This window comes from Pseudomonas purpurea (genome assembly GCF_039908635.1).
GTDB lineage: Bacteria > Pseudomonadota > Gammaproteobacteria > Pseudomonadales > Pseudomonadaceae > Aquipseudomonas > Aquipseudomonas purpurea.
Window position 1 is genome coordinate 3804446 of record NZ_CP150918.1, and the last position, 20894, is coordinate 3825339.

General features: G+C 63.3%; 4 protein-coding genes. 2 read left to right on the forward strand and 2 right to left on the reverse strand.

Annotated features, from left to right (window positions below):
• The first annotated feature begins 91 nt into the window (after positions 1-91).
• Both AABM54_RS17105 and AABM54_RS17110 read left to right on the forward strand, forming a co-directional pair.
• Entirely contained in the window at positions 92-1741 is a 1650-nt protein-coding gene (locus AABM54_RS17105; RefSeq protein WP_347901173.1) for a cyclic peptide export ABC transporter, read from the forward strand.
• 158 nt (positions 1742-1899) lie between these two features.
• Positions 1900-4362, forward strand: a complete 2463-nt coding sequence (locus tag AABM54_RS17110) for a TonB-dependent siderophore receptor (protein ID WP_347901174.1) — start codon at positions 1900-1902, stop codon at positions 4360-4362.
• A gap of 231 nt (positions 4363-4593) precedes the next feature.
• Here the strand turns inward: AABM54_RS17110 and AABM54_RS17115 are convergent, their stop codons facing one another.
• Together AABM54_RS17115 and AABM54_RS17120 are read right to left on the reverse strand one after the other, a co-directional pair.
• A complete protein-coding gene (locus tag AABM54_RS17115) occupies positions 4594-17799 on the reverse strand; it encodes a non-ribosomal peptide synthase/polyketide synthase (RefSeq protein WP_347901175.1) in 13206 nt (4401 codons plus the stop codon).
• Positions 17796-20894, reverse strand: coding sequence for an amino acid adenylation domain-containing protein (locus AABM54_RS17120; RefSeq protein WP_347901176.1), 3099 nt, complete (start codon positions 20892-20894; stop codon positions 17796-17798). Before AABM54_RS17120 ends, AABM54_RS17115 begins: the two co-directional genes overlap by 4 nt.

The window sequence follows — 20894 nt, forward strand, 5'->3', positions numbered from 1 at the left end:
CGCCGCCAGTCGGCGACCTGTTAAATTAAACGCCTGACCAGACGTTCTATTGGGTATCTGCATTTACCTCGACCCAAGGAACCTTCTCCTCATGTCCCAGCCTACCCGTGGCGCAATTGTCGAATTGTTCGCCCTGTTGAAACCGTTTCGGCTCGTTGTCACCCTGTCGATCATTCTGGGGATGATCGGCGGCCTGAGCGTGACGGTGTTGCTGGCCACGATCAACACGGCCCTGAATTCCGACAGCGGCCTGAGCCAGGGTGTGGTGGCGCTGTTTGCCGGGCTTTGCGTGCTGGCGCTGCTCAGCGCCATCTGCTCGGACATCGGCACCAACTACGTCGGCCAGCACATCATTGCCAAGTTGCGCAAAGAGCTGGGCGAGAAGGTGCTCTCGGCGCCGATCGAGCAGATCGAACGCTACCGCACCCACCGGCTGATCCCCGTCCTGACCCACGACGTGGACACCATCAGCGACTTCGCCTACGCCTTCGCGCCGCTGGCCATTTCCTTCACCGTGACGCTGGGTTGCCTGGGCTACCTGGCCATGTTGTCCTGGCCAATGTTCCTGATGATGGTGGTGGCAATCGTCATCGGCACCGGCATCCAGTACCTGGCCCAGAGCAAGGGCAGCGAAGATTTCAATACCGCCCGTGACAGCGAAGACACGCTGCAAAAACACTACAGCTCGATTGCCGAAGGCGCCAAGGAACTGCGCATTCACCGTCCACGCCGTCAACGCATGTTCGAGTCGGGCATCAAAGCCACCACTGACTTCATCTGCAAAACCCAGATCCGTGCGATCAACACCTTTGTGGTGGCCAAGACCTTCGGCTCGATGCTGTTTTTCGTGGTCATCGGCCTGGCGCTGGCCTTGCAATCCTACTGGCCGAGCGCCGACAAAGCGGTCATGAGCGGCTTCGTCCTGGTGCTGCTGTACATGAAGGGCCCGCTCGAACTGCTGGTCGGCACCCTGCCGGTGGTCAGCCGGGCCCGTATCGCGTTCCGCCGCATTGCCGAGCTGTCGCGCCAGTTCTCGTCGCCCGAGCCGCACCTGCTGCTCGACGATCAGTCCACCCGCGCGACTACCGTCAACAGCCTGGAACTGCACAACGTCAGTTACGCCTTCCCTGCCGTACCGGGCAGCGATGCCTTTCGCCTGGGGCCGGTGAACCTGAAGATCAAGGAAGGCGACATCGTGTTCATCGTCGGTGAAAACGGCTGCGGCAAGACCACCCTGATCAAACTGTTGCTGGGGCTCTACACGCCACAACAGGGTGAGATCCTGCTCAATGGGCAGAGCGTCAACGCCCTGAATCGCGATGACTACCGTCAACTGTTCACCACGATTTTCGCCGACTACTACCTGTTCGATGATGTGGTCCAGGGCGACCAGCACATTCCCGACGATGCCAACAAATACCTGCAACGCCTGGAAATCGCCCACAAGGTCAGCGTCAAGGATGGCAGCTTCACCACCACCGACCTGTCCACCGGCCAGCGCAAACGCCTGGCCCTGGTGAACGCCTGGCTCGAAGAGCGTCCGGTGCTGGTGTTCGATGAATGGGCGGCCGACCAGGACCCGACCTTCCGCCGGATCTTCTACACCGAGCTGCTGCCGGATCTCAAGCGACTGGGCAAGACCATCATTGTGATCTCTCACGATGATCGCTACTTCGACATCGCCGACCAACTGGTCCGCATGGAATCGGGGCGTGTGGTCACCGAACTCATGCCCGCCTGATCCACCGAACCTCGGTTAAACACACCCACCACCGCAATGAATCAGCTGTGTTTGCGGTCGGTGGGATTTGTTTTTCCGGTTTCGGCACGGCGCTGCGTCTAATAATAATTATCATTAACTAAAAAACTGCACACGACCCTTCAGGAGCATGTAGAGCAATGCGAAGTCCTACCTTGTCCCGCGCACCTCTGGCGACGGCCATTCAGCGAACCAAGACGCGTAGAACCATCCTGCCCGGTGCTCTGTTGACCCTGCTCCTGATGGGTGCGACACAGGCGAACGCAACTCCGGTCGACGTTGATGTGCCAGCGCAGTCACTGGGGAGTGCACTGCAACAGCTCGGTCAACAGGCCAATCTGCAAGTGCTCTACAGCCCTGACAGCCTCCAGGGGCTCAAATCCACGGCGGTGTCCGGACACCTGGAACCTGAACAGGCGCTCAACACCTTGCTGCTGGGGAGCGGCATCACCTTCCAACTGACCGGCAACACGGTGTCGCTGATCCCGATTGCAGGCAACTCCAACGTCTTGCAACTGGGGCCCGTGTCGATCAACGGCCAGGCGTTGGGGCAGACCACCGAGGGGTCGGGTTCGTACACCACCGGCGCCACCAGCACGGCGATGAAGATTCCGTTGAGCCTGCGTGAAACCCCGCAGTCGATCACGGTAATCGGCCGCCAGCAGATCGAAGACCAGAACCTGACCAGCCTGCCCGACGTGCTCAACCTCACGCCCGGCATCACCGTCAGCAACTTCCAGAGTGAGTTGTTCAACTTCAACTCGCGCGGCTTCAACATCGAAAACTTCCAGTTCGATGGCATGCCCAGCTACTACGACCCGACCTACACCGGCGGCATGGGCCGCACCGACATGGCGGTCTACGACCGGGTAGAAGTACTGCGCGGCGCCACCGGCCTGATGACCGGCGTGGGTTCGCCTTCGGCCACCATCAACCTGGTGCGCAAGAAGCCGACCAAGGAATTCCAGGCCTCGGTCACCCAGGGCGTGGGCACCCGCGACCTGTATCGCACCGAAGCGGATGTCAGCGGCCCGCTGAACGAAGCCGGTACGTTGCGCGGTCGCTTCGTGGGCGTCATGCAAAAGAAAGACAGCCTGCGTGACTACTACAGCAACGACAAGAAAGTCGCCTACGGCATTTTCGAAGCCGACCTGACCCCGGACACCCTGCTCACCGCCGGTATCGACTACCAGATCAGCCAGACCAACGGCGCCGCCTTCGGCAGCCAGCCGCTGTTCTACAGCGACGGCAGCCAGGCCAAGTTCTCGCGCTCGCTGAACACCGCCACCCGCTGGAGCTACTGGGACATCACCAACAGCACCGTTTTCGCCAACATCGAGCAACAGCTTGCCTATGACTGGAAAGCCAAGGTCGCTTTCAGCCACCAGTCCGACAAGGATGATTCGCTGATGATGTCGGCGTCGGGTGGCTACCCCGACAAGGTCACCGGCGCAGGTGTTTATCAGTATCGCTGCCATTGCAACGGCGAACGCCGCTCCAATAACGTCGATGCTTACGTCCAGGGGCCTTTCGAACTCTTTGGCCGCATTCACGACATGACCGTCGGGATGACCGCCTCGCGTTCGCACCTGGTCCAGGACCGCTACAAGTACTCCACCAGTTCGAAAGTCGATAACTTCTTCGACTGGAACGGTACCGGCCCGCGCCTGGAGTACCAGGCTGATGGCAAGGACGAACAGCAAGACACCCAGACCGGCTACTACGCCACCGCGCGCTTCAAACCTCTGGATCCGCTCTCGCTCCTGGTGGGTGCCCGTGTCGTCAACTTCAAGCGTGAAGCCACCGGCGTGCGTATCGACCCGACGAGCTACCGCGACCCGGACGTGACCTTCCAGGAAAACGGTCGGATCATTCCGTACGCCGGTATCGTCTATGACCTCAACGAAAACTTCTCGGTCTACGGCAGCTACACCAGCATCTTCCGGCCACAGGGCTACCGCGACACGAGTGGCGGTTTCATCGATCCGGAGGAAGGCGACAACATCGAACTGGGGATCAAGGGCGAGTTCTTCGACGGCCGCCTGAACGCCAGCGCTGCGGTGTTCCAGGTAACCCAGGACAACTACGCCAACTACGTCACCAGCATCACCCTGCCGGATGGCTCCCCGCGTGACATCTACAAAGCAATGAACGACACCAAGACCAAGGGTTTCGAACTTGAAGTGTCGGGTGAAGTAGCAACCGGTCTGCAACTGGCGGGCGGTTTCACCCACCGCGAATCCAAGGACAAGGACGGCAACAAGCTCCAGGGTGACCAGCCAGACGATCTGTTCAAGCTGTCCACCGCCTACACCCTGCCAGGCAACTGGAACGCGCTGACCGTGGGCGGCAACGTCACCTGGCAGAGCCAGGTGTTCTTCAAAACCACAGTGGGTGACATCAAGGCCAAAGCCACCCAGGACGACTACTACGTGGTGGGCCTGTTCGGCCGCTACAAAATCGACGAACACCTGACCGCCAGCGTCAACGTCACCAACCTGTTCGACACGCACTACTACAGCACTTTCGGCCGCGACTCCTACGGCAGCGTGCTGTACGGCGATCCACGTGCCGCTGTCCTGTCGATGAACTACAAGTTCTGATCCCCTCCCCGCTTCGATCACGCCCCAGGGCGTGATCGAAGCGTGTAACACCCCTCGCCTCGTCCCTCCCCAAAGCCCCTGAATCTGATCGCCCCGGCCGTCCTGCGTCCGCGTATCGCGGCTACCCCCTGCATCGCACCCGATACCCCGAACCACGGCCGAATCGCAGACAGCAAAAAGCCCCGGCACCATCGCTGGCACCGGGGCTTTTTGCATTGCTTCAGGCGTTGATCAACTGGTCGCCAGTACCTCCTGCAATTGCCCTTGCAGGCTGTCGAGGAACCCGGTTTCGCTGACAATCGCCGTGTGGCTGCAATCGATCACGTATTCGTCCTTGATCCGGTTGCCCGACGCCGCCAACGTCTCACGCACCGCCGGCGCATGAGCCGGCAACACCCAACTGACCACTTCCGCCGATACGGTGGGCAGTCGCGGATGTGCGGCCGCCAAACGACTCAGGCGGCGATCCACGGTGAAGGCCAGCGCCAGGTCGTGGGCACTGACCCCGGCCTGGAGCGAACCGCCCTGGCGTACACCGCGCCCGATCAACGCCGTCAGCTCAGCCAGATCAGGCTCCGTCGCCTGTTCAGCAAACACAACGGCGGGTTGGCCCGGCAGAACGCTGTCGAGGAAACCCTGCAACGCGACCTGCCATGGCTCAAGGTTATCCACGCCCACCAACGCACTGTCGAGCACGCCGACAAACTCGACCGGCTGCCCTTGCTTCTCCAACTCATGCGCCACCAGCATCGCCAACGGTCCACCCAGGGACCAACCGAGCAACTGATACGGCCCCTGCGGTTGTTGCTGACGGATGTACTGCGCGTAATCAATGGCGATGGACTCGAAGTCATCGTCCTGCCATTGCGCACTGAGCAACATCCGGCTTTGCAAACCGAACACACTGCGTTGGCCATCCAGTCGACGGGCCAGCGGTTGATAGTCGAACACCGTCCCGAAACCGCCATGGATACAGAACAGCCCAGGCTGCGTATTGACCGGCGTGTTCAACAACAGCAGCGGGTTGAGGTTGGCCTCTTCGTCCGCCGTCTGTACCAGTTCGCCGATGCTCGGGCGGCTCATCAGGTCGCGCAGGCTCAGTGTCACGCCAGACAATGCCTTGGCCTTGGCGACCACCTGCAAGGCCAGAATCGAGTTGCCGCCCAGTTCGAAGAAGTTATCCGTCAGGCCGACACGCTCCACTCCCAGGACCTGCTGCCAGACCGCTGCCAATTGACGCTGCACCCGACTGCCCGGCGCCACGTACTCGCGGCCCTGCCAGTCCGGCGCAGGCAAGGCACTGCGGTCGAGTTTGCCGCCCGGTGTCAGCGGCATGCTGTCGAGCAGGATCAACGGGTTGGGCAGCATGTAGTCCGGCAAGGTTTCGGCCAGAAGCTCCAGCAATTCAACGCGCAACGCATCGCACTGCGAACCGTCCACCGCCACCACATACCCCACCAATTGCTTGCCACCGGCCCCCTCCAGAGCAACCACCACCGCTTCACGCACCTGTTCGTGCTGTTGCAGGCGCGACTCGATTTCCCCCAGTTCAATGCGGAAACCGCGCACCTTGACCTGATGGTCGACTCGGCCGATGTACTCGATTTCACCGTCGGCGGAATAACGCACCAGGTCCCCGGTGCGGTACAGACGCCCGCCCGGTTGCTGGCTGAACGGATCGGCCACGAAGCGCTCGGCACTGAGGGCCGGGCGTCCGTGATAGCCGCGGGCGAGCAAGTCGCCACCGATGTACAACTCGCCGGTGACCCCGCTCGGCAGCGGATTGAGCCAGGCATCGAGCACATACATCGAGCGCCCTGCCAATGGCAGACCGATCGGCATCACGGCCGGCACGGCACGCTGGCCGTCAAGGTAATCGGCGCACTCCAGGAAGGTCGCGGTGACCGTGGTTTCCGTCGGGCCGTAGGTGTTGAGCAAGCGCACCGACTCCAGCCCTGCCGCTTTCCAGGCACTCAAGCCTTGCGGCGGCATCGCTTCACCCGTGGCGCTGACCTGACGCAACGAACCGTAGTCACGCGGCCCGGCGCTGGCAAAGTCCTGCGCCAACAGGAACCAATAGGAGGTCGGCAAGTCGGCCACAGTGATGCCGCTGCGCAGCACGTTCTGATAGAAGGTTTCGCTGTCCCACAACAGGTTGCCGCGTATCACCACCGCTGCACCGTGGCACAACGCCGGGTAGAGCTGCTCGACAAAACCGTCGAAGTTCAGGGTCGAGAACAGCAGCACTCGGTCCTGAGGCGTCAGGCGGAAGTAATCGATGGCCACGTCGCAATGACGGTTGAACGCCTGATGACTGATCGCCACACCTTTGGGCATGCCCGTGGAACCGGAGGTGTAGATCACATACGCGAGGTTGTCGGGGCTCAACCCACCCGCCGCGACATCCGCACCGGCCACCGCCACACGTTCGGCCAGTTCCTTGCCTTGCGGGCAGGCCTGGTCGAGGCACAACACCTTCAACTGCTCGGGGATCGGCAACGCCGCCAACAGGTGCTGCTGGCTCAGCAGCAAGGTCAGGTTGCTGTCACTGATCATGTGCGCCAAACGGTCCTGCGGGTATTCCGGGTCCAGCGGTACATACGCACCGCCAGCCTTGAGAATCGCCAACAGCCCGACCACCATTTCCAGCGAACGGTCCACCGCGATGCCGACCCGCATGTCCGGGGTCACGCCGTGTTCGCGCAGGATGTACGCCTGATGGTTGGCCAGGCCGTTCAGCTCGCGGTACGTCAGGCTGCGGCCTTCAAACACCAGCGCCAGCGCCTCGGGCGTTACCGCCGCCATGGCTTCGAAACGCTGATGCATGAACGGCACACGTGCAGACTGACCACTCGACGGCAGTGCCAGGGCACGGGTGCCCCAGCCGTCGACCACGCTCTGTTGTTCGTCAAGGCTCAACATCGGCAACGCGCCCAGGGTCCGTGCAGGGTCCCGGCTCATCGCCATCAACAGTTGCACCAAGTGGCCGTGCAAACGTTCGATGCGCTCGGCGGTGAAGTGCGCGGTCGAGTAGCTGTAGCCGAACGACAGGCTTTCGCCCTGCTCCACCGACAGCGTCAGCGGGTAGTTGGTTTGCTCGTGGGAGTCGATGTCGGAGAACTTCAGGCCGGTCAGGCCACTCTGCTCCAGCGCTTCGGCCACCGGGTAGTTTTCGAACACCAGAATGTTGTCGAACAACGAATCCGACTTCGCCCCGCTCCAGCGCTGGATGTCATACAGCGGCGTGTGTTCGAACTCGCGCAACGCCAGGTTCTGCTGTTGCACCTGAGCCAGCCACTCCAGCACGCTGGCCTCCGGTTGCGGTGTGGCAATAACCGGCAGCGTGTTGATGAACAGCCCCAGTTGCTCCTCAATCCCCGGCAAGTCCAGCGAACGTCCGGCCACGGTCGCACCAAACGCCACGCTCGGCTGCCCGGTGTAACGCTGCAACAGCAGCAGCCACGCGGCCTGCACCAGCGAGTTGAGGGTCACTTTGCTGGCGCGAGCGAATTCGCTCAGGCCCTGCATCGCCGGCCCCTCGATGTCGTGGTGCCATTCGAGGAAACGCTCCGGTCCGTCGACGGTCAACGCTGGCAGCGAGGCCGCCAGCCGGGTCGGGGTGTCCAACTGCGCCAACAGCGGTTTCCAGAACGCTTCACTGAGCGCCGCATCCTGGCGTTGCAGCCAACCAATGTAGTCGCGGTACTGCCCGGCGGTTCGCGCCAAGGCCTGCCCGGCATAGCTTTGCAGGATTTCGCCGAACAGCTGCGAGCTGCTCCAGCCATCCATCAGGATGTGATGGCTGGTGTAGATGAAGTGATGACGCCCCTCGCTCGTGCGCACCAGTTGCAAGCGCAGCAACGGCGCTTGATCCAGCACAAAACCTGCCAGGCGTTGCTCATCGGCGAGCGCATCGAGACGCGCCGGCAACTGCGCCTGGTCGCGCCAGTCTTCAACCTGCAACGGCACCGCAACCTGACGTGCAATCACCTGCAAGGCTTGCGGCAGGTCGGCGCGGCTGTGGAACGAAGCACGCAGAATCGCGTGACGGTCGAACGCGGTTTGCCAGGCTTGCTGGAAGCGCGGTACGTCGAGCCCGTCAATGTCCATGCGCAACTGGTTGATATAGGCACCGGCGCCATCGTCCTGATCGGCTTCGATCAGACTGTGGAACAGCATGCCCTGCTGCATCGGCGACAGCGGATAAATGTCCTCGATCACCGACGGCGCCAACGGCAAACCATCCAGTTGGGCCTGATCCAGACCCGCCAGCGGGAAGTCCGACGGCGTCACCCCGGCGTTTTCCAGCGCCAGGCAATGCTCGATCAGCGCACGCAATTCAGCACTGTAGGCATCGGCCAGATACTGCACCGTGTCTTCTCGGTACATCTCGCGGCTGAAGCTCCAACTCAGCACCAGTTCGGCGCCATACACTTGGCCGTTTATGTTCAGCCAGTTGCCCAGCGGTGCACGGTCATCATGGCTCGAACCACTGCTTTCGCTGGCGGGCACGAACAGCGCATGCTCATCGAAACTCTGATCGAACTGCCCCAGGTAGTTGAAGGTGATGCGCGTGGTGTTTTCCAGGGCCGGTTGTTGCCCCAGATAACGCAGCACGCCATAACCGATGCCGTTGTTCGGCACGCGGCGCAGGTGTTCCTTGATGCCTTTGATGCTGCTCGCCAGGTCGTCGGCCGGGGTCAGCCGCAGCGGGAACATGCTGGTGAACCAACCTACGGTACGCGTCAGGTCGACCTCCTCGAACAGCCCTTCGCGACCGTGGCCTTCGAGTTGCACCTGCACCGACGGTTGTCCGCTCCAGCGGCAGATCACCCGCGCCAGTGCCGTCAGCAGCAACTCGTTGATCCGCGTGCGATACGCAGCAGGCGCTTGCTGCAACAACTGGCGCGTCAGGTCGCTGTCCAGACGGCTGCTGACCGAGGCGAAATGCCGGGTCTGCAAACTGCCTTGAGGATTGTCCTGCGGCAACGTCCCGTGATCACCGGCCTGAGCCTGCCACCACGGCAGTTCGGCCAGCAACTGCGGGCTGCCTGCATAGTCGTGCAAATGCCGGGACCAGCTCTGGAACGCACTGGTTTTGGCGGGCAGCGTCATCGCCTGCCCGGCCACTTGTTGGCGGTACAACGACTGCACGTCTTCCAGCAGGATGCGCCACGACACCCCGTCAATCACCAGGTGATGCACCACCAGCAACAGGCGCTCACCGCCGTCGGCCAGGCGAATATGCACCGCACGCAACAACGGCCCCTGCTCCAGATCAAGGCTGGTTTGTGCCTGTTCGCAGCAAGCCAGCAAAGCGTCGCTGTCGGCGACGTCGACGTCGACGCAGGTCAGCAACGGCTGCTCACCGATGGCCGCATGCTCGGCCTGCCACGCACCCGAGGTGTTCGAGTGCCAGCGCAGACGCAATGCGTCGTGCTGCTGATGCACGTGCTGCAAGGCGCTTTCCAGCATCGACGACTGCAAGGGCTCGCGCACATCCAGCAGCACCGACTGGTTCCAGTGGTGACGTTGTGGAATGTCCTGTTCGAAGAACCAGTGCTGGATCGGCGTCAGCGCCAGTTCGCCCAGCACCGGGCCCTGGTCGATCATCGACACACTGCTCAGGCGCGCCACGGCTGCCAGTTCACGCACGGTCTGGTGCTGGAACACGTCCTTGGGCGTGAACCGAATGCCCTGGTGCCGCGCCCGGCTGACCACCTGAATCGAGATGATCGAGTCGCCACCCAGTTCAAAGAAGTTGTCCTTGACCCCGAGCGGGCTGACGTTAAGCACGTCCTGCCAGATGGCCAGCAGCGCTGCTTCCATCTCGTTGGTCGGTGCCTGGACCTGTTGCTGACGCTGGGCAATCTGCGGAGCCGGCAATGCATGCCGGTCAAGCTTGCCTGCCGGGTTGAGCGGCATCTGCGTCAACACGATCAGGTGCGCCGGCACCATGTAGTCCGGCAGGTGGGCTTGCAGCCAGGCCTTGATCTGCGCCTCGGCCTGCCCGTCGGCGTCCGGGGTCAGCACCAGGTACGCCACCAGTTGCTTGCCGCGTGGCGCATCGTGTGCGACCACCACCGTTTCGCTGACCTGAGGATGGGTCAACAGGCGGGTTTCGATCTCGCCCAGCTCGATACGGAAACCGCGAATCTTCACTTGGTGATCGATGCGTCCGATGTACGCCACCACGCCGTCTGCGCGGTACTGCACCAGGTCACCGGTGCGATACAGCATCTGACCGCTGTCGCGGGCAAACGGGTCCGGCACGAAACGTTCGGCACTCAGCCCCGGACGCTCATGGTAACCACGGGCCAGGCCGCCGCCACCGATGTACAACTCACCACTGACGCCAACCGGCACCGGGTTCAGCCATTGGTCCAACACGTACGCCGTGCGCTCGCCCACCGGACGACCGATCGGCATGTACTGCGCATCGAAGCCTTCACCCAGATGGGCGCGCCAGATCAGCGGCGTGACCACGGTTTCGGTCGGACCGTAGCCGTTGATGATGCGCGGCGGCTGCAAAGTCTGCTGGATATGGTCGAAGCAGGCACGGGACGTGGCTTCACCGCCCACCGTGTAAGAACGGATCGGCAGGCGACGCCCGGCCTCACCGGCGTAGTCCGCCAGTTGTTGCAGGTAGCTCGGGGTGAAACACGCGATGGTGATGCCATGGCGCTCGATTTCATCGACCGTGCGGTCCACGCCCCAGAGGTCGTTGTCACGCGGCATCAGCGCCGAACCGAACAACAGCGGCGTCAGGTAACGCTCATGGGCACCGTCGAAGTTGATCGAGGCAAATTGCAGCTCGCGGTCCTGCGGGGTCATGCCATACAGGTCGCCAATCGAACGGCAGTGCATGACCAGCGGACCGTGGGTAACCGCCACGCCCTTGGGCTGACCGGTCGAGCCCGAGGTGTAGATCAGGTATGCAAGGTTCTGCGCCACGTTAAGGTTCGGCAGGTTGACCGCATCGGCCTCATTCGTCGGTGCATCGGCATCGTCCAGCAGCAAGGTGTTCAGGCCCGCCGGAACCGGCAGGGTCGAGACCACGCGTGCCTGGCTCAGCAACAGGCGGATGCCGCTGTCGGCCATCATGTAGGTCAACCGTTCCTGCGGATACGCCGGGTCTAGCGGCACGTACGCCGCGCCGGACTTGAGCACCGCCAGCAAGGCGATGACCATTTCCACCGAGCGCTCCACCGCCAGCCCGACACGCTGCTCGGGACCGGCACCCTGCTCGCGCAAACGACGTGCGAGACGGTTGGCGCGGGCGTTGAGTTCGGCGTAGCTCAATTGCCGCTCGCCAAAGATCAGCGCCAGGCTGTCCGGCGCGCGGGCCACTTGCGCCTCGAATACTTCATGCACGCACTCATCGAGGCGGTAGCGGGTTTCGATGTGGTTCCAGTCTTCCAGCAGCAAGCGGTTTTCACCGTTGCTGAGCATCGGCAGGTCGCCCAGCTTGCACTCAGGCGTGGTGCACAAGCCATCGAGCAAGCTGACCAAATGCTGCGTCAGTGCGCCAATGGCGTCTCGGGCGAACAGGGCGCTGTCGTAGCTGATGCGCAGCAGCAGGCTCTCGCCCAGTTCGGCGGCCAGCGACAGCGGGAAACTGGTCTGCTCGCAGTGCGCGATGGAAGAAAACTTCAGCGGGCTCGGGTTGCCATTCTCCAGGGCTTCGGCCACCGGGTAGTTTTCAAACACCAGCAAGGTGTCGAACAGCGACTCGCCGCTATGCCCGGCCCAGCGTTGCACATCCGCCAACGGCGTGTGCTCGACGTCGCGCAACTTGAGGTTGAGTGCCTGAACCTCGGCCACCCACTGCGCCGCGCACTGTTCCGGGTGCGGGGTCGCGATCACCGGCAAGGTGTTGATGAACAGGCCCACTTGTTGCTCGATGCCTTGCAACTCGCTCGGACGCCCGGACACGGTGGCGCCGAACGCCACCGTGCGCTGCCCGGTGTAGCGCTGCAACAGCAGCAGCCAAGCAGCTTGCAGCAAGGTGTTCGGGGTCACACGGGCCTGGCGGGCGTACTGGTTCAGACGCTCGGTGGCGTCACGCTCCAGCGTCAGGTGATGGGTCTGATGGCCCAGCTCCTGCAACGCTTGCGCCGCCGTCGGCGCGGACAGCGCACCGGCCAGTCGGGTCGGTTCGGTAAAGGTCTGCAGTTGCTCCAGCCAGAACGCCTCGCAGGCCACACGGTCACGACCGCCAAGCCATTTCATGTAGTCGCGATAACGCCCGCTGCTCGCGGCGGGCGTTATCCCGCTATAGCGCTGCAGCACTTCCCCGAACAACTGCGAGGTGCTCCAGCCGTCCAGCAGAATGTGGTGATTGGTGAAGATCAGGTGATGGCTGTCCGCCGCTGTCCGCACCAGGGTCAGGCGCAACAGCGGTGCGGCTGTCAGGTCGAATCCACGCTGGCGGTCCTCTTCGGCCAGACGCTCCAGCGCCTCGGGCAGGTTCGCTTTGTCGCGCCAGTCCAGCACGGTCAGCGGCAGTTGTACGTCTGCCAGAATCACCTGCAACGGCCGCGAGCCATTGCTCTCGCTGAAGAACGCCGCACGCAGGATCTCATGACGGTCCAGCGCCTGTTGCCAGGCCGTGCGGAAGGCCTCGACCTCGATACCCTGCACGTCCACGCGCATCTGCGGAATGTAAGCACCGGCATCCGGGGCAAACAGGCTGTGAAACAGCATGCCTTCCTGCATCGGCGACAGCGGGAAAATATCCTCGATCTGCCGCGCCGCCATCGGCAACGCATCCAGTTGCGCCTGATCGACGCTCACCAGCGGCACGTCGCTCGGGGTCAGGCCGCAGGCACCGCTGAGGCAATGCTCGATCAGCAGTTGCAGTTCCAGCGCATAGGCGTCGGCCAGGCGCTGCACGTTTTCACGGGCGAACACTTCGCCGCTGAAGGTCCAGCTCAGGCGCAATTGCCCGGCGTACACCTGACCGTTGATGCTCAGGCCACGGTCCAGAGACGCCGAAGCGCCCTGCTCCGCGCCGCCGCTTTCACGCGCCGGACGCCATGGCGCCTGCTCGTCGAAACTGGCGTCGAACTGGCCCATGTAGTTGAAGGTGACCTGCGGCTCGGGCAAGTCGCCCAGCCCCGCATCACCGAGGTAACGCAAAATGCCAAAGCCGATGCCTTTGTCCGGCACTGCGCGCAGTTGCTCCTTGACGGCCTTGATGCTCGCCGCCAAATCGCTGGCCGGGGTCAGTTTCACCGGGAAGATCGAGGTGAACCAGCCCAGCGTCCGGGTCAGGTCGATGTCGTCGAACAGGTCTTCACGACCGTGGCCTTCGAGTTTTACCAGGGTCGACGACTGCCCGGTCCAGTTGCCCAGCACACGGGCCAGCGCGGTCAGCAGCAAGTCGTTGACCTGGGTGCGGTAAGCCGCCGGAGCGTCCTGCAACAACTGTCGGGTCAAGGTGCTGTCGAGGAGGGTTTCGACGCTCACCGCATGCTCGCTGGCCAGGCTGCCTTGCGGGTTGTCCGCCGGCAGTTCCACCTGCACGTCGCGGTACTGCCCTTGCCAGTAAGCAGCCTGGTTCCGTAGTTCGGTGCTTTGCGCGTGACGCTGCAACCGTGCCGCCCAGTCCTTGTAGGCACTGGTTTTCGCCGGCAGACGCAGGGTTTCACCCTGCCGTGCCTGGGTGTAGGCGGCTTGCAGGTCTTCCAGCAACAGGCGCCAGGACACACCGTCCACCGCCAGGTGATGCACCACCAGCAACAACCGCTGCCCGGCCGCGCCCATGTCCACCAGCAAGGCACGCAGCAACGGGCCGTCCTGCAAATCAAGACTGGCCTGCGCTGCATCGCACAGGGCCAGCAGTTCTTCGGCCTGCGTGGCCTGACGCTGCCACAGCAGATCGTCGCTGCTCCACTGTTCGGCCTGGGCCTGCTGCCACACGCCGTCCACGTGGAGGAAGCGCAGGCGCAAGGCATCGTGATGCTCAAGCAACGCCGTCAGGGCCTGTTGCAGGCAGGCACTGTCCAGCGGCTCGCGCAGTTCCAGCAGCACCGATTGGTTCCAGTGGTTACGCGACTCGATGTGCTGCGCGAAGAACCAGTGCTGGATCGGCGTCAGCAGCACCTCGCCGCGCACCGGGCCCTGGTCGATCACCAGACCGGCGCTTCGCTCTGCCACACCGGCCAGGCTCTGCACCGTCTGGTGCTGGAACAGGTCGCGTGGCGTGATGCGGATGCCCGCCTGACGTGCGCGGCTGACCACCTGAATCGAGATGATCGAGTCGCCGCCCAGCTCAAAGAAGTTGTCGCTGATGCCAATGCGCTCGATCTTCAGCACGTCCTGCCAGATCGCGACCAGCGCGGCCTGCATGTCATCCGTCGGGGCGCTGTAGTCCTGCTGTGCAAGCGCCGCATCCGGGGTCGGCAACGCGCCGCGATCCAGCTTGCCGTTGCTGGTCAGTGGCCAGCTGTCGAGCGTAAGCAGATGCACCGGCACCATGTAGTCCGGCAGCCCGGCGCGCAGGTGTTCGAGCAGGGACTGGCGCAACTCGGCGTCGTCCTGCTTGAGGGTGAAGTACGCCACCAGTTGCTGGCTGCCATTGACCTGCGGCGCCAGCACCAGCGCCTGTTCAATGGCCGGATGGCTTTGCAGGCGGTCCTGGATTTCTCCCAGTTCGATACGGAAACCACGGATCTTCACCTGATGGTCGATCCGCCCGGCGTACTCGATGCTGCCATCGGCGCAGTAGCGCGCCAGGTCGCCGGTACGGTACAAACGCACGCCCGGCTCGGTGCTGAACAGATCCGGCACAAAACGCGGCGCGGTCAGGTCCGGGCGTTGATGGTAGGCACGCGCCAGCCCCGCGCCGCCGACGTACAACTCACCGACGCAACCCTTGGCCACCGGGTTGAGGCGAGGGTCGAGGACATACCAGCGCAGGTCCGGAATCGGCTCGCCCAGCGGCGAGTTGTTGGCTCCGTCCAGGTCCAGGCGCGACAACGGACGATAGGTCACGTGCACCGTGGTTTCGGTGATGCCGTACATGTTGACCAGCACCGGTTGCCGATCATCGAACGTCGCGTACCACGGACGCAGGCTCGCCATGTCCAGCGCTTCGCCGCCGAACACCACATAACGCAAGGCCATGCCCTGGGCGTTGGCGCAGGCGAACGGCATCAGTTGACGGAATGCCGATGGCGTCTGGTTGAGCACCGTGACCTGCTCGTCACGCAGCAACTGCGCGAAGTCTTCCGGCGAACGGCTGGTACCGTGCGGCACCACGACCAGTTTGCCGCCGTAGAACAGCGCGCCGAAAATTTCCCAGACCGAGAAGTCGAACGCATAGGAATGGAACAGGCTCCAGACGTCGTCCGGGCCAAAACCGAACCAGTGTTCGGTGGCGCTGAACAACCGCGTCAGGTTGGCATGGGGCAACAACGTCCCCTTGGGCTTGCCGGTGGAGCCGGAGGTGTAAATGACATACGCCAGGTTGTCCGGCGTGGTCAGGTTCGACAGGTTCTCGGCGCTGGCCTCGGCCAGCCAGTCACTGGCGTCGTCCAGGCTGATCACCTCGACACCGTCCGGCAGCGGCAAACGCGGGGCCAGGGTCGAGTCGGTCAGCAGCAGTCGCGTGCCGCTGTCAGACAGCATGTAGGCCAAGCGGTCCTGCGGATATTCCGGGTCCAGCGGCACATAGGCGCCACCGGCCTTGAGGATCGCCAACAGGCTGACGATCATCTCCAGCGAACGCTCCAGGGCAATGCCCACCAGCACATCCGGGCCAACACCGCGCTCGCGCAGACGATGGGCAACACGGTTGGCCTGGCTGTTCAGTTCGGCGTAGGTCAGGGTCGCGCCGTCACACGTCACCGCGATGCCGTTCGGGTGCGCGGCGACCTGGGCTTCGATCAGTTGGTGGGCGCACAACCCGGCCGAGGAGCTTGCGACCGGCGCACCGGCAGAGCGGTTCCAGTCCAGCAAGGTCGCCTGATGCTCCTGCGCGTCCAGCATGGACAAGTCCGCCAGGGCAACGCGGCCATCCTGGGTGATGGCGTGCAGCAGGTTCAGCCAGTGCCGGCCCAGACGCTCGATGGTCGAGGCGTCGAACAGCTCGGTGGCGTACACAAACGAGGCGTGAATGCCGTCGTCGCTTTCCACGGTGTCGAGCATCAGGTCGAATTTGGTGGTCTTTTCATCCCAGATCAGCGGCTCAACGCGCAAACCCGGCAAGTCCCAGCGCTGCTCGCCGCCCGCCGTGCGCTGGTGGTTGAACATCACCTGGAACAACGGGGTATGGCTCAGGCTGCGCTCGACATTCAGGCCATCCACCAGTTGTTCGAACGGCAAGTCCTGATGAGCCTGGGCGCCCAGCGCGGCAGCCTTGACCTCGGCCAGCAGTTCGAGGAACGGCTGATCGGCGTGGGGCTGGCAACGCAGGACCTGGGTGTTGACGAAGAACCCCAGGAGGTTTTCCACGTCCTGGCGGGTCCGGTTGGCGATTGGCACGCCGACACGAATGTCGCGCTCGCCGGAGTAACGCTGCAACAGCGCCTGCAACGAAGCCATCAACACCATGAACAGCGTGCAGCCTTCACGGCGTGCCAGCGCTTGCAAGGCGCCGGACAGCGCGGTCGGTACGCTCAACTCGACACTGGCGCCCTGCTGGCTCGGGATCGCCGGGCGACGACGGTCAGTGGGCAGGCTCAGGGGCGGATGTTCCTGGCCCAACTGTCCACGCCAATAGTCCAGTTGACGCTCGGCTTCACCGGCCTCCAGCCACAGGCGCTGCCAGCGGGCGAAGTCGGCGTATTGAATGCCCAACTCAGGCAGCGCCGGCGTCAGACCGGCGCTCAACTGCCCGTAGAGCTGAGTGAATTCCTGCAACAGAATCGGCAACGAGGCGCCGTCAGTCACGATGTGGTGGAAGGTCAGCGCCAGCACGTGCTGCTGCGCGCCCTGGCGGATCAAACGGCAACGCATCAGCGGGCCGTTGAGCAAGTCGAACGGCTGCTCGGCATTGAGCCCCACGTGGTGCCGCAGTTCAGCTTCGTCATTTGCCGTCACCTGAATCAGCGACGTGGCCATGTGAGCATGGATCTTCTGCAACACCACTTGCTCGTCCAGGACGAACGTGGTGCGCAGCACTTCGTGACGCTGCACCAGCGCGGCCAGGGTCTGCTCCAGCGCCGCGACGTTCAGTTCGCCGTTGAGGCGGAAAGCACCGGTCAGGTTGTACGCGGTCGCCTCAGGCTGCATCTGCCAGAGAAACCACAGGCGTTGCTGCGCGTAGGACGCGGGCAGCATCGCGACGCCCGGGTCACGCGGTGGAATCGGCAACAGCTCGAGGGTCAGCCCCTGAGCGTGCATTTTTTGCTGCAAGGTACGCCGGGCTTCAGGGCTCAAGCCACAGAAACGCTGAGCCAGGGTCATCATTCTGTCCGGTGCAGCACTCATCGCGTTTGTTCCTCGTCGACTTCATCAAACAACGCTTCCAGTGCGTCTACATCGTTTTCCTTGTGTTCGCTCTGCTCGCGGAACAGCTCGATTTCCGTCGCCAGGCGCTCCAGGGTTTCGCCCTCGAAGAACAGCCGCAACGGAATCGCCAGGTTCAACTCTTCCTGGATGCGGGTGCGAATGCGCGTGGCCAGCAGCGAGTGCCCGCCCAGCTCGAAGAAGCTGTCGTGCACGCCGACACGCTCCACATGCAGGGCTTCGGCCCAGATCGCGGCCAGGACTTTTTCCAGGTCGCTGCGCGGTGCCACGAACTCGCTGCGACGCACGTCCAGGTCCAGCAAGGCATGACGATTGAGTTTGCCGTTGGGCATCAGCGGGAAACGTTCCAGCACTTGCAGGCGAGTCGGCTGCATATGCTCGGGCAGCACTTCGGCCAGATGACTGCGCAGTTCCGCCAGACGGATTTCCGCGGTGTCCGCCGGGGCAATGACAAAGCCCAGTAACTGCGGGCCGGTCGGGGTTTCGCGGGTGATGACCGCGGCGTCTTCGATACCCGGCGCCTGGCGCATGGCCGCTTCAATCTCGCCGAGTTCGATGCGGAACCCGCGAATTTTCACTTGATGGTCGAGACGACCGAGGTACTCCAGCACGCCGTCGGCGCGATAGCGACCCAGGTCACCGGTGCGGTACAGACGTTGGCCCGGCGTACGGGCGAACGGGTCCGGTACAAAGCGCTCGGCAGTCAGTACCGGGCGTTTCAGGTAGCCGCGCGCAATACCCGCGCCGCCCACATACAACTCACCTTCGGCGCCAATGGCCACCGGGCTCAAGTCCGGGCCCAGCACGTGAATGCGCATCCCCGGAATCGGTTGGCCGACCGGAATCGTCTCGCCGTCCTGCCCTTCAGGCAGTTCCCAGGCCGAACACCAGACCGTGCCCTCCGTCGGGCCGTACTCGTTGACCAGCGCCACGTGCGGCAGTTGCTCGCGATGGCGCGCTGCCAGGACATTGCTGCAGGCTTCACCGGCAACGATCACACACGCCAGGGCGTGCTGGTCGAGGTGTTCAAGAATTTGCGCGTGGTAAGACGGCAAGGTCAGGTAGTGAGAAACCTCCTCGCGCTTAATCAGTGCCGCCAGCAGGACCGGGTCCTTGTAGTTGTCTTCGTCCGGCAGGCACAAAGTTGCGCCCTGCCCCAGCGCCCAGAAAACACCGGCCACCGAACTGTCGAAGGAGAACGACGAGAGCATCAGGAACGAACGCAGCGGCTGACGATAGAACACGCTGCGCGCCAGGGTCGACGCCACGGCATTCGCGTGGCTGATCATCACGCCCTTGGGCGTACCGGTGGAGCCGGAGGTGTAGATGACGTAAGCCAGGTGGGCATCTTCACCCACCGAATCTGGCGCTGCCTGCGAGGCGGACCAGACCGGCGCCCCGGCCATCAAGGAGATTACGCGGTCGCTGTCCAGGTGTTCCGGCAGCGGCTGGCACGCCAGCACATGACGGGCGTCGGCGTCTTCGAGCATGAACGCCAGACGGTCGAGCGGGTAATTCGGGTCCAGCGGCAAGTAGGCCGCACCGGCCTTGAGCGTGCCGAGCAAAGCAATGACGATTTGCGCCGAGCGCTGGCCATAGACCGCCACGATCTGATCCGGCTGAACGCCCTGCACACGCAAGGTGTTGGCCACCTGATTGGAACGATCATCCAGTTCGGCATAAGTCAGGCGCTGGCCATTGACGCTCAGGGCGATGCGGCCCGGATGGCGCGCTGCCTGCTCGGCGAACAGCTCCTGCAAGTAGCGGTAAGGCAACGCCTGACCCGAAGCCTGCGGGTTGAAATCTTCAATCAGGCGGGACAGTTCCGCCGGGCTGACCTGCGTGGCATCACCCAGCGCCTGCGTCGGCGCCGCCAGCACCTGACGGCTGAACTCGACGAACTGCTCCAGCCAGACCGCGAGCATCGCGGCCGGCACGGCACCCTCAAGGCTGGACAGCACAAACTGCTCAGCCTGGACGCGCAAACGCAGCACCTCAGGGTTACCGTCATCGACCTCGATACCCGGCTCGATGCGGTTCTGGAACACGAAACCATAACGCTGCGGTGCGGAGCCTTCGGCACTCAGTTCGAATTCGTTCAGGCAATCCAGCCACGACAGCGACTGCTCGATGCCAGTGGTGAAGGAGGCCAGCGCCTGCACCAGGCTGTCACCCGGGCGGTTGTCGAACGCCAGCGGCAAACGCCGCGCGAAGCGACCGAGGGTGGCGGCGGTCTGCTCGTTACGACCGTCGGCCTGCCAGCCCATCAGCAGTTTTTCCTGATGGGCAATACGGGCGACGAAGGCCGTCCATAGCAGCAAGGCCACACGTTCGGCCTCAACCTGATGGGTCGTGGCGAAGCGCTGCACATCCTCCAACAGCTGTGGCGCTACACAAGTGGCCTGGCTGCGCTGGAGGGAAATGCCCTGGGCTTTTTCGAACGGCAGATGATGCGCAACGCCGAACTGCTGCTGGACATTGCGCCAGAACGCGGCGCCCTGATGACCAATGTCTTCTTCGCGCAGCTCTTCCTGCCAGGCGGCGTAATCCAGGTATTGCAGGTCTTCTTCGTTGTCCGCCAGTGCCTCGCCGCGCAACAGCGCCTTGAGCTCGGTGGCCAACACGCGCAACGACGCCTCATCCAGGCTGCTGGCCGGTGCGACCAGGGTCAGCAGCGGTTGACTGTCCTGGGGCTCGACCTGAGCGATCAGCAGTACCTGGGCCGGATCATTGGCCATGATCTCGCGGCTGCGGTGCAACGCTTCAGCCACGGACGGCAGCGTGCCTAGCAGGTTGACCGGCAGCTCGTCGTACAGGCTCTGCACGGGCCACTTCATGCCCGGCAAGCGACGGTAAGCCGTGCGCAGGCTTTCATGGCGCTGGCCGAGTTCGTCCAGCGCCGCCACCAGGGCCTGGGTATCCGGCTGGCGTTCAAGCTCCAGGGTCAGACAGGCAAACAGCGATTGCCCGCCCAGTTCCTGGGCGCGCAGGTAGAAGGCTTGTTGGGCCGATGTCTGAAAAACGTCTGCTTGAGCGTCGATAACAGGGGTGTTCAT